Genomic DNA, 11228 nt, shown 5'->3' with positions numbered 1-11228 from the left:
GGAGGGCCGTTCATCGCGTTTGTATTGTCCGACCTGACCCCGTGCACGCCCGCCTTGTACGCCCCGGCGACGCGCCTTGTGCCGCCCCCTCCCGCCTGATGCGCGGAGGTACGGGGCGGGGAGGAGACAAGAGAATGCCAGACCCGATCACGACCGCGCCGGATGGCGCTTTGCCTGTGGCTGAGAGGCCGCGTGTTTATGTGGCCTGCCTTGCAGCCTATAACGCAGGCTGCCTGCATGGCCGATGGATCGAGGCAAGCGACCCGGACACGATGCGCGCCGAAGTGCGCGCGATGCTGGCGGCGAGCCCGGAGCCGGGGGCCGAAGAGCATGCGGTGCATGACCATGAAGGGTTCGAGGGAGCGCCCGTCAGTGAGTGGGCGAGCTTCGAGGCGATCTGTGCGCTTGCGGATTTCATCGCGGCGCATGGCCGCCTTGGCGCGTGCCTCTACCGGCATTTCGGCGAGGACCTGGACGCGGCCGCTGCCGCATTCGATGACTATGCGGGCGAGCATCCCTCGCTGGCGGAGTTTGCCGAGACGCTTCACCGCGAGTGCGGCACAGCGATTCCGGAAGCGCTGCAGTACTATATCGACTGGGAGGCTATGGGCCGCGATCTCGAACTGAACGGCGATGTGTTCACTATCGCTCTGTCCTATAACGAGGTGCATGTTTTTTGGAGCCGGTGAGCGGGCCTGCCGCGATTGGGGTCCTGATCGACTGATCCGTGCACTGCCTCGGGACCCCTCGTCCCTGTCTCTTGCCGTATGACCTGGACGGCGCGGACCGTCCCCGAAACCGGCGGGGCGAAGAATTTTCCTCTGCGCTCCCCGCGCATTCACCGCGAAGCAAAATTCATCGCCCCGCCGGTGCGCCGCTTCGCTTTGCCCGTTCCGGTTCAGGGCCGGGCCGCGCCGTCCTTGCGGTCCGGCGCCGACAGGGACGAGGCGTCCCCGGGACGGCAGAACACGAAACGAACAGGAGACCACACAATGGCAAACGCACTCGGCTATGTCAGCGAAACCAAGACGGGCTTTTCCGGCGCACTCGCGATGATGAACCTCACCGCCCCCATCCGCATCGAGAAGAACGCGGACAAGAAAGCCCCCGCCCAGCCCGATTACCGCATCTTCGCCGGCGACATCGAGACCGAGATCGGCGGCGGCTGGGTCGTCCAGGCGAAATCAAGCGGCAGGGAGTACATCTCCATCACGCTCGCCGATCCGCAGATCGGACCGCGCAGGATCTACGCGAATCTTGCGCCTGTGAAGGGCAAGAAGGGGCGGTATGTGCTGCTGTGGAATGCGAAGGACTGATCCTTTCGGTGTCGGCCCTGCCAGGGGCCGTCACCTTTCGGTCTTGCAGCACTGGCGCCCGCACCATGTGTGAATGCCAGCGCTGAAGCGTATGGGCCTTGAGCTGTCAGGGTTCGCCGCTTGACATATAACACTTGGTTGTATATGCGTCCTAAGGACGCATATACAACCAAGTGTTTTGATTTTTAGCCACCGATGGCTCGGCCATGCCAAGTGTTGACTTCAAACTGATCACCACTTATAAGCGTCCTAAGGACGCTTATAAGTGGTGATCATTAGAAAATGAGTGAGCAGATCCCTGGTACCTATCCTGACAAGATGACCCGCGCAGGGGCATATCTGGCCAGTTTGCTTGAGGCGGAAGGCAAACCGGTCCTGACCCCGTTCGAAGTCTTCCGGCTGATCTGGCAGATGTACAGGAATCCCGGCGACGAGAAACTTTATCTGCGACATGAAACGCCGACCCGGGAAGATTATCTGCGGCTGAGGCTCCTGCTGAAGAAGGCGAGTGTGATCGGCGGCGACCGGGATTACGGCGCCCGCATGATCCGGGTTCTGGCAGTACCCGACCTGCCGGCCGAGGATATCGTCTGTCTCGTCGATCCGACCTGCTATGTCTCCCACCTCTCAGCCATGCAGCGATGGGGACTTACTGACAGAAGCCCCGATGCCCTGATCCTCACGCGGCCGGACCGGAAATCGGCGCAGGCCTGTCTTCGCAGCTACATGGACAGCGCCTTGCTCGAGAACGAAGACAATCCGTTCCCGCTGAAGCTGATCACTCACCCGCCCCGCGTTCGCCGCCGGCAGGTTCATATGTACGAAGCAACAACCGCAGGCGCGTGGATCGCCAACCGAAGTGATGGCGTGAGGATTTCGACGATCGGACAGACATTCCTCGACATGCTGCAAAAGCCCGATCTTTGCGGCGGCATGTCCCATGTCCTCGATGTCTGGGAAGAGCACGCGGCGGATTACCTTGAGGACATCGTCGCCGCCGTCGATGCTGCGACCAGTGGCCTCGTCAAAAGCCGGGCGGGTTACATCCTTGAGGAACGCCTCGCGCTCTCCCATCCGGGCATCGAGCCGTGGAAGGCGCTCGGACAACGCGGAAGTTCCCGAAAGCTCGATCCGTCGAAGGAATTTGCTTCGGCCTTTTCCGAAACCTGGATGATCTCCCTCAATGTCTGATGCCGTTCTCGAACTGAATGTGGCCGGCTGGGTCGAGCGCGCCAGGGCGAATCCGATTGCCTATGCGCAGCGCCAGGCCGTTGAAGTGACGCTGAATGCCATCGCCATGACCGCGGGCCTCAAGGAAAAGCTGTTCCTGAAAGGCGGCGTCCTGATGGGGCTCGCCTATGACAGTCCGCGCCAGACGGCCGATATCGATCTCACGGCCGCCTTTGAAGTCAGCCCCGATATCGATGAGAAGATCAGGGGCCTGCTGGACGGCACCTTTCCCCGGGCCGCCGCAAGACTTGGATATGCTGACCTGATCGTGAGGGTTCATTCGATTGCGCGCCAGCCCAGGGCCATATTCGAGACCGCAAGCTTCCCGGCGCTGAAGATCAAGATCGCTTTTGCGCGCAGAGGTACGCCCCAGGAGGTGGCCCTGAACAAGGGTATGATGCCAGGCAAGATCGAGGTCGACATCTCGTTCAATGAGCCGCTGAGACAGATCCAGGTGCTGGGCCTGACGGGCGGCGCGGAACTCTACGCCTACGACCTCGTGGAGCTGATGGCCGAGAAATACCGGGCGATGCTCCAGCAGAAAGAGCGCAACCGAAACCGCCGCCAGGATGTCTACGATCTCGACCGGTTGATCGACGGGCGCGAGTTTACCCCAGAGGTTCTGACGCACATTCTCGAGGTATTTGTTGCAAAGTGCCAGTCCCGAAATATCGAGCCCACGATCGACTCGCTCGATGATGCAGAGGTGAGGCGCCGCTCCGCAGCGGACTGGCAGACGATGCAGCTCGAGATCGGTACGTTGCCGGAGTTCGAGGGATGCTATTCGCGCGTGTCGAGCTTTTACCGGGCGCTTCCCTGGACGTGACCTCGTGTTCTTACTTGGTCTTTCTCATCCAAACGTTTGAGATACGTCGGCCCGGTTTCAGGAAAGAAAGGGTGAGGGAACCTGGCCCAGCCGTCTCGACGACACACAAACTGGGTTCCGGATTTTTGACAGTCTCATTCCTGAATTTTGAGATGAATGTTCCGGATGCAATTCGAGCAATTCCAGTCAGACTGAGCACTCGGCGTTGTCATAACGACGGATGGATCGCGTCCAGGTAGAGGGGGGGTATCACACCCCAGGCATCAAAACGATGCGTGTAAGGACGAAACATCAAGTCCAAACTTGGCAATGATCGCGGGAGTTTTGATCTGCGATATTGCCTGTCGAGCGCAATGTGCGCTTTCGGATCTTTCGACCCAGAAGGGACTTTAATCTGAAAATTTTTGCCGATCAATCGAAGTCTGATATTTCACACGCTCAGCGCGAATTCTTTGTGTTGAGAAATCGCCAGCCTGCGGTCTCCAACAATTGATGCTGCTGCTCTTTGTCTCCAACGTAGCCGAAACCTAGCACAAGAAGTTGGATATTCGGACGACGGCTGTTGGAGCATGAACAGTCATACGACGTCACCCCTATGGCCGACAGTCGTTGGCCCTTTGCGGCCGGTCATCAGTCAAGCGAAATTGGTCGGTTCGAGTTCCTCGGAAATTCCACGATCACGTCATCGACCGAGTTCCAAGTCTTGGCGCCGCTTAGTCAAAAAGCGCTCTTGATTTTTGACGTCACGTGTCGTATACTTAAAGGACAGTTGACGCACAGGTGCCCAGTGTCTCAGACCATTCCCTATCAGGCCTCCGCTCAAAGCGGGCAGCTTAAGCGAACGTTGGACCTTCTGGGAGGCCCGAAGCTTCTTCGTCGGAGGGTTAACACCCCTATAGAAGCACACGAGCTGCTAGTCGCCGGACTACCTAACAAGGCTCTGCTGCATCTGATAGATTCGCTCATTCTTTTGGGTGCAGCGCACTCATTGGAGAAGGCGATTGGAATGAGCGTTCGGACCGTCCAACGCAAGAAGGAAAGACCTGATCAGGCGCTCGACAAAGACCAGAGTGGTCGAGCTTGGAGATTTGCAGAGCTGCTCGCAAATGCGTCGGAAGTTTTTGGCTCCCAGGAAGCTGCAGAGAAATGGTTTGATCAGCCAGCAATTGGGCTTGATCGCAATCGCCCGATTGACCTCTTAGATACGCCGGCCGGCCAAGAGTTGGTGGAAAACTATCTCGAACAACTAGAATACGGTGTGTACGTGTGACGCCGCTGCCTGGGGCACTCGGTGGCTCGCAGCTTGTAGGTTGGCGTATCGACCAGCAAGCCTATGCGACCACATGGGAAACAGGAGAAGGCGCGTTCCGCGCCGGCGGCCGTTGGAATAGCAAAGGCGTTCGGGCGGTATACTGCTCAATTGATCCTGCCACTGCGATTTTGGAAGTTGCTGTGCACAAGGGCTTCGAAATTCTCGACACAAAGCCGCATATTCTAACCAAGTTTGAGATTGCAGATCCAAACGCAGTACATGTCGTCCATCGTTCGGATGTGCCCAATCCAAATTGGCTGGTGCCCGGTTCACCGAGCGCCGGTCAGCAGCAATTTGGAGATCAGCTACTCAGGTCTCATCCGTTCATCTTGATTCCAAGCACTGTATCAAGGTTCAGCTGGAACTTGATATTCGTTTCCGCGGTCGCGACGGGAACATATCAATTGGTAGAGCAGAAGTCGCTGGAGATCGACACGAGGCTTAACCCCCCATGACCGGCGATTTTTCAACGCCGACCGAATGTCCATTTCCGGCGAAGTCCGGCCCGGCGCTGGTCAGCTAGCCGAACGACACGAATGGATTGACCCTGCCGCTTGCCACCGATGACGATCAGAGCCGACTTGGCCCGTTTTTGCCGTCCAAGCGTAAACTCACCGATGTCCGTTCTCGGTCAGCCTCCCGCTGTCGGTCACTCTCGATATGCGATCAGGCAACGAGCTGCAAGCTGAGCTTCTTGCCTACAGCTTCGGCCGCCTTTGCAAGCGTCGCGAGCTCCACGTGATCGTCTTTCGGATCGAGCAGCCGATCAATCTGGCTACGGCTCGTGTTCATGCGCTTCGCCATTTCCACCTTCGTGATGGCGCTGGTTTTCATGGCTTCTTTAATCTGCCAGGCAAACACGCGAAGGAGCGCCACTTCCTGGGCGTCCTCATAGATTCCTTCTTCTTTGAGGAAGTCGTCGAAACTTGAGCCGATCCCTGCTTTTGATTTCATCTTACTCATTGTCCGATCTCCTTCTTTCGATCCTTTGCGAGGTCCAAGTCTGACTTTGGTGTCGCCTTTGTCTTCTTGATAAAGCCGTGAAGAAGGATCATGCGACCTTCCTCCACGCAGAACAGAACCCGCGCGATACGGTTTCCGGGAAGGCTTGAGCGAACCTCGTGCAGGCCGCCTCCCATGGGCCGACTGATTGGCATGCCTATTGGCCAACCATATTCCACTGTCTTGATATCAGATCCGATGATCTTACGCTCAACTTCACCGACATCGTCCTGCAGCCAGTCGCGCACGGGCTCATTACCTGATGCGGTTCGAAAGAACACAACCTCGATATTCTTACGTGTGTCTGCCAACTCGCTTTATCCTTCTCATCACAAATGTACCGCATGAGGTACATTGTCAAGAGGATTGATCTGTTCCCTTTCGAACCGAGACTGGCCGCTCGTGCAAAGAAGTGATGCCGTAAGGCTGGATTGTTTTACTTTCAGCGCGTCTTGTCCGAGCTTATTCAGCCTCGCTCCGAAAGCAGCCGTCCGAGATTGCGTGCTGATTGACCGTTTCCGGCGATGAATTGCCTGATACGCAAATCTGGACTCCGTCTGGCTTCCGCCAGATTGCTGCCGCTCAGCGGACGGCGATCGAATGTAGATGGGTCTGACAGGGCTCTTCGAAGCTGGCGTTGAACTCCACAGACTTCACTGGGATAACCGGCAGGCTTGCCCTTACGATCTAGGGCGGAGCAAGTTTCAGAATGGCTGATCGCCAAAGCGTAAGAAGACGCAGAAGTTTGCTTTCGAGGTCTGTGCTTCCACCGTGCTTCCACGTCCTTTTTGGAAAAGCGGGCACTTCTCGTAAGTCCCTGATTTTAATGGCGCACCCAAGAGGATTCGAACCTCTGACCTTTGCCTTCGGAGGGCAACACTCTATCCAGCTGAGCTATGGGTGCCTCGCCGAAGCCGGTGTTTAGGCGAAGGTGGAGGAGGGTGCAACCGGGTTTGCGTGGGGGGCGGGTGCGCTGGGCGCTGGGCGCTGGGCGTTGGACGGCGCGGCCTGATCCGCTAGGCTTGCGGAGAATGTCCCTTCTCCCGGAGTTGCCAGACCCATGCGCCTGAAAAGATTAATCCCTGCGGCGCTGGCCGCGACTGCCCTCTTGTTCTCGGCCTGCCAGAAGGCGGCGGAGACCTCCGAGGCAGAAACGGTGGCGGATGCGGCCCCGGCGGCGTGCGAGCGGACATCCGACCCGGCCGCGATGGCCGAGGCCGAAGCGCGGGCAATTGCGGCAGCCGAGGCCAGCCGGGGCAGCGGGCAGCCAGCGATGTGGACAATGACGGACGAGGACACGACCCTCTACATCCTCGGGACGGTGCATCTGCTGCGGCCGGATCTCGAATGGCGGACACCGGAAATCGGGGCGGCAATTGCGGCGGCCGATACGGTGGTATTCGAAGCCGACACGACGAGCGCGGAGGCCGGCCGTGAACTGATGAAATTCTTCTCTTCCCAGGGTATGTTCACCGACGGCACGCAGCTAACGAGCCTGCTGACCGAAGAAGAAGTTGCGGCGCTGAATGACGCGCTGACGGAGGTTGGCCTGCCGCTGGAAGCGGTGCAGCCGATGCGGCCCTGGTATGCGGCGCTGAACCTCTCGGTGATGCAGATGACGTCGGAAGGGTTTGACCCCGCTTCGGGCGTCGAAATGAAGATCGGGGCCGAAGCGGCGGGGCATGGCGCGGCGTTCGATTACCTCGAAACGGTGGACCAGCAGCTTGGGGAGTTTGCCCGGCTGGATAATTGCGCGCAGGTCGAATTCCTGATGATGACGGCTGCCTCGCTGGAGGAGGGCGTGGACCTGTTGGACTTGCTCGTCTCCGAATGGGCGGACGGGGATGCGGCCGGCCTCGGCGCGTTGATGGCTTCGCCAGATTCGTTCGGCTCGGACGCGGCGTATGAAGCGCTGCTGACCAACCGGAACGCGCGCTGGACCCCTCTGATCGCCGCCATGCTGGACGAACCTGGGACGCGGCTGATCGCGGTCGGGGCAGGCCACCTCGTGGGCGAAGACAGCGTGATCGCGATGCTGCGCGCGGAAGGCTATGAGGTCGCCGGGCCGTAAAGTAGGTTCGCGCTAGTCCCTTCAACACCGGACGGGCGAGTTCTGGACTGTTTTCGTTTGGCCGGCGTGTTTCTGCCGGGCGCTGGGCTCAGTCCGCCGCGCGCCTGAGGGCCAGCAAGGCTTGTTCCAGAACGGCGTGACTGGACGAGCAGACGATCTGGCCGCCAAGTTTCGGCGCATTGCCGCGCCAGTCGGTGGCGAGGCCGCCGGCGCCGTGCACGACCGGGATCAGCGCGGCGACATCCCAGGACTTGAGCCCGGACTCGGCGACAAGGTCGATGGTACCGGCGGCGAGGCGGGCATAGCCATAGGCGTCAAGGCCATAGCGCGTGATGCGGGCGGCAGAGCGCAGATGGTTCCACGCGCCTTGCTCGGGCGGCGAGAAGTTGAAGGGGTCAGTGGTCGCAATGGTGGCGAGGCGCAGGTCGTTGCAGCCGGACACGCGGATCGGCCGGCTGGTCGTCGCGGTGTCGAGGCGCGCGCCGCCGGGCCAGCCGAGATAGCGCTCGCCCAGCACCGGCTGGTCGATGACGCCGATGAGGGGAATTCCGTCCGGATCGACGAGGGCGATCAGCGTGGTCCAGACGGGCAGTCCGGCCACAAAGGAGCGGGTGCCATCGACCGGGTCGAAATACCATCTGTATCCGGAGGAAGACGGGGCTTCCGGAAACTCCTCTCCGGTCACGCCGTCGCCCGGATATTCGGCGGCGACGAGGGCGCGCATGGCCAGTTCGGCGGCGCGGTCGGCTTCGGTTACGGGATCGATGCCGGCCCGGCCCGGCGCAGCGCCCTTGTCGTCGACGGATTTGAGGTTGCGGAAGTGAACGCGGATCGCCGCCCAGGCTGCGTCGGCCAGCCGGGCGGCGAAAGCGAGCTCAGCGGAGAGATCGCGGGAAGATGTCATCCGGCGAGGCGATGCCCCGCCAGCTGAGAGGCGTCAAGCAGCGCCGGTGCTCGTGTTGTCGCCCTCGAGGGCTTTTGCGAGCTCAAGGAGGCGTTTGCGGGGACGTTCGCCGAGGCGGTAATAGGCGCGCACCAGTTCCAGGGTTTCTTTCTGGGAAAGAATGTCGCCTTCCATCTGTTCGGCGTCATTGGCAGCGTTCGGCATTGGATTGGCCGTCGGCATGCCGTCAAAGAAGTACTGAACAGTGACGTTCATGGCGCGCGAGAGGTCGAACAGGCGCGAAGCTGTGACGCGGTTGGCGCCGCACTCATACTTCTGGATCTGCTGGAAGCGCACACCTACCTGGGAGGCAAGTTCCTGCTGGGTCATCCCCAGAAGGCGGCGGCGGCGGCGTAGCCGCTTGCCTACGTGCAGGTCAGTTTCGTCAGCCATGGTCCGTCTCCGATTGGCGCGGGACCGGTCTCAGTCCCAAAACAGGAAATTCGCGCAATTTCTACGCAAACGGCGTGCCGCGCGCCGGAAACTGCTTGTTTTAAGGGCAAAGGGAGGTGCACGCGGGGAGGCGGCAGAAAATTGTTTGGCGGTTGGTGCATCGCAGCATAAGTTGGTTTTGCACTTCGGTGCAACGCCTCTGGCGTTTCCTCCCTTTGACTTTGGCCGCGCTTCCGGGCGCGGCCTTTTTTCTTTTCGGGGAGGCGTGACGCCAAACTGAACGATCCGTTCAATGCTCAAGGCCGGTCGGAAGGCGCCTCAGGCGCGGGGCAGGAGGCGAGCTGCGTCGATGATTTCGGCCATGACCTCCTGCAGCGCGCCTTTGAGAGCGCTGAAGCCGCTGGCCCGGGTGATGCGCTGCTCATCCATGTATAGGCCGCGGTTGATCTCGACCTGCAGGGCATGGATGCCCCGGCGCGGACGCCCGTACCGCCGGGTCGTGTAGCCACCGGCATAGGGCGCATTGCGGGCGACGGTGAACCCCTGGGCCCGGAAACTGCGCTCGATCCGGTACATCAGGCGCGGGTCGGCGCTGGAGCCGAAGCGGTCACCCAGCACGATATCCGTCAGCATGTGCCGGCCGGGCTGGAGCGAGGGCATCGAGTGGCAATCGATCAGCAGGGCATGGCCATGGGCGCGGCGGAGCGCGTCCAGCTCGCCGGACAGGTGCAGGTGGTAGGCGTCATGCACATGGGTGAGGCGTTCCTCGCCCTCAGCGCGCGTCAGCAGGCGGGCGTAGATCGCCTCGCCCCGGGCGCCGACGCGGGGCAGGCAGCCGAGGCCGGTGTCTACCCGCGCCGTCGGCAGGGCGCAGGGGCGGGGCGGACCGTCGCGGAACATGGCGGCGTCAAGTTCGTGAGGGTCGCGGTTGAGATCAACGACAGAGCGGCCATAGCGGGCCGCGACGAGCCCCGCGCCGAGGGCCGGCGCGCCGGCGAACAGCTCGTCGATGAAGGCATCTTCCGTGCGGCGCACGTCGATCAGCGGCACGCAGAGCGCGTCCTGCATGGCGGCGGGATAGTGCGAGCCGGAATGAGGGCTGGCGAACAGGACCGGCGAGGCGAGGGCTGCGGCGGGGGTATGGTCGAAAGGCGGTTCCGACAGGGCGGGGCCCGTCACCTGCAAAGGCTCTGGCAGCGGGTCGAGCCGCACGGCAGGGGAGGTCTCGCGCATCCGCCTAATGGGTTGGGAACCGGGTGTCAGGTCAAGGACTTTCCTGTGGAACGCGTAAAGATTAGGGGCGCAGGGACCGGCGCGTTCACAACTGATTTACCTTCCTTCGCCTTTATGCGGTAATCAGTCCCGACTTGTTCGGCATGAGGATAGCGTGACCAAGATCCTGCTCGCGGAAGACGATGATTCAATGCGCGGGTTTCTCGCTGCGGCCCTGCGCCGCGCTGGCCATGACGTGCAGGACTATGCCGACGGCGAAGGCGCCCTGCAGGCGCTGGAACGCGAAGTGTTCGACCTGCTACTGACCGATATCGTGATGCCGGGCCTCGATGGGATCGAACTGGCCCGTCGCGGCGCCGAACTCGACCCCGCTATGAAGATCGTTTTCATCACCGGCTTTGCCGCTGTGGCGCTGTCTTCCGGCGCACCGACCCCGGCGGGCGCGAAAGTCCTCTCCAAGCCCTTCCACCTGCGCGAAATCGTGGAGGAAGTGGACAAGGTGATGGCGGCCTGAGGCCCCGAGCATTTGCGGCGAAAGCCCGCTTGACGCCGCCTGCCCGATTGTTCATTACCCACGGTTCCTGAAGCAGGGCCTTTGCAGGCCGCGTCAAGGCGGGCGGTTAGCTCAGCGGTAGAGCACTACGTTGACATCGTAGGGGTCACAGGTTCGATCCCTGTACCGCCCACCATTACACCACAGAAAACAAACAGAATTCCGGGAATTGCGCCCTGTGTAGTCCACTTGCGCGCGGTGCGCTTTTCGCCGGTCTCCAAGCCCTACGCCCACCCGTACAGCGCTCAAAACAGCGTGTTTTGTGCAAGTTTGTGCAAGCTGCTCAGGCAGGGCACATCCTGTTCTACGCAGCGGCTTTGTTCGCCTTGGCTTTGGTCACCGCATCAAT

General features: G+C 60.9%; 13 protein-coding genes and 2 tRNA genes. 9 read left to right on the top strand and 6 right to left on the bottom strand.

Annotated elements, in window-relative coordinates:
• The first annotated feature begins 134 nt into the window (after nt 1-134).
• The 6 genes from WEA77_RS14805 to WEA77_RS14780 all read left to right on the top strand — a co-directional run bounded on the left by WEA77_RS14805 (nt 135) and on the right by WEA77_RS14780 (nt 5139).
• Nucleotides 135-689 carry an antirestriction protein ArdA gene (locus WEA77_RS14805; protein ID WP_368068642.1) on the top strand — a complete coding sequence of 185 codons (555 nt, stop codon included), beginning with the start codon at nt 135-137 and terminating at the stop codon, nt 687-689.
• Nucleotides 690-992: 303 nt separating this feature from the next.
• Entirely contained in the window at nt 993-1316 is a 324-nt protein-coding gene (locus WEA77_RS14800) for a DUF736 domain-containing protein (RefSeq protein ID WP_368068641.1), read from the top strand.
• A gap of 282 nt (nt 1317-1598) precedes the next feature.
• On the top strand, nt 1599-2507 hold the full coding sequence (locus WEA77_RS14795) for a hypothetical protein (RefSeq protein ID WP_368068640.1): 909 nt from the start codon (nt 1599-1601) through the stop codon (nt 2505-2507).
• On the top strand, nt 2500-3372 hold the full coding sequence (locus tag WEA77_RS14790) for a nucleotidyl transferase AbiEii/AbiGii toxin family protein (RefSeq protein WP_368068639.1): 873 nt from the start codon (nt 2500-2502) through the stop codon (nt 3370-3372). Before WEA77_RS14795 ends, WEA77_RS14790 begins: the two co-directional genes overlap by 8 nt.
• Before the next feature lie 787 nt (nt 3373-4159).
• Nucleotides 4160-4642, top strand: a complete 483-nt coding sequence (locus tag WEA77_RS14785; protein ID WP_368068643.1) for an antitoxin Xre/MbcA/ParS toxin-binding domain-containing protein — start codon at nt 4160-4162, stop codon at nt 4640-4642.
• Nucleotides 4639-5139: an RES family NAD+ phosphorylase gene (locus WEA77_RS14780; protein ID WP_368068638.1), complete on the top strand. Its 501-nt coding sequence runs from the start codon at nt 4639-4641 to the stop codon at nt 5137-5139. The genes WEA77_RS14785 and WEA77_RS14780 overlap by 4 nt, the downstream gene beginning before the upstream one ends.
• A 211-nt stretch (nt 5140-5350) precedes the next feature.
• Here WEA77_RS14780 and WEA77_RS14775 read toward each other — a convergent pair whose 3' ends face one another.
• From WEA77_RS14775 to WEA77_RS14765, 3 genes are all read right to left on the bottom strand, one after another.
• Nucleotides 5351-5647 (bottom strand): helix-turn-helix domain-containing protein, encoded by a 297-nt coding sequence (locus WEA77_RS14775; RefSeq protein WP_368068637.1) that lies wholly within the window; start codon nt 5645-5647, stop codon nt 5351-5353.
• Nucleotides 5644-5997, bottom strand: coding sequence for a type II toxin-antitoxin system RelE/ParE family toxin (locus WEA77_RS14770; protein WP_368068636.1), 354 nt, complete (start codon nt 5995-5997; stop codon nt 5644-5646). The genes WEA77_RS14775 and WEA77_RS14770 overlap by 4 nt, the downstream gene beginning before the upstream one ends.
• A gap of 516 nt (nt 5998-6513) precedes the next feature.
• A tRNA-Arg gene (locus WEA77_RS14765) sits at nt 6514-6590 on the bottom strand.
• Nucleotides 6591-6746: 156 nt separating this feature from the next.
• Between WEA77_RS14765 and WEA77_RS14760 the strand changes: the two genes are divergently transcribed.
• A complete protein-coding gene (locus WEA77_RS14760) occupies nt 6747-7757 on the top strand; it encodes a TraB/GumN family protein (RefSeq protein ID WP_368068635.1) in 1011 nt (336 codons plus the stop codon).
• An 88-nt stretch (nt 7758-7845) separates the two neighbouring features.
• Here WEA77_RS14760 and WEA77_RS14755 read toward each other — a convergent pair whose 3' ends face one another.
• The 3 genes from WEA77_RS14755 to WEA77_RS14745 form a co-directional block, all read right to left on the bottom strand.
• A complete protein-coding gene (locus WEA77_RS14755) occupies nt 7846-8661 on the bottom strand; it encodes an inositol monophosphatase family protein (RefSeq protein WP_368068634.1) in 816 nt (271 codons plus the stop codon).
• 33 nt (nt 8662-8694) lie between these two features.
• Complete coding sequence (locus tag WEA77_RS14750; RefSeq protein WP_368068633.1) at nt 8695-9093, bottom strand: helix-turn-helix domain-containing protein; 399 nt, start codon at nt 9091-9093, stop codon at nt 8695-8697.
• Nucleotides 9094-9411: 318 nt separating this feature from the next.
• Nucleotides 9412-10326, bottom strand: coding sequence for an N-formylglutamate amidohydrolase (locus tag WEA77_RS14745; RefSeq protein WP_368068632.1), 915 nt, complete (start codon nt 10324-10326; stop codon nt 9412-9414).
• A gap of 154 nt (nt 10327-10480) precedes the next feature.
• Between WEA77_RS14745 and cpdR the strand changes: the two genes are divergently transcribed.
• Both cpdR and WEA77_RS14735 read left to right on the top strand, forming a co-directional pair.
• Nucleotides 10481-10840, top strand: coding sequence for a cell cycle two-component system response regulator CpdR (cpdR, locus tag WEA77_RS14740; protein WP_291039089.1), 360 nt, complete (start codon nt 10481-10483; stop codon nt 10838-10840).
• Nucleotides 10841-10940: 100 nt separating this feature from the next.
• A tRNA-Val gene (locus tag WEA77_RS14735) sits at nt 10941-11015 on the top strand.
• The last annotated feature ends 213 nt before the right edge of the window (nt 11016-11228 follow it).

It is taken from the genome of Hyphomonas sp. (assembly GCF_040882205.1).
Taxonomy (GTDB): domain Bacteria; phylum Pseudomonadota; class Alphaproteobacteria; order Caulobacterales; family Hyphomonadaceae; genus Hyphomonas.
The sequence above is the reverse complement of the archived record's forward strand: the minus strand, read 5'-3'. Positions and strand labels throughout refer to the sequence as shown.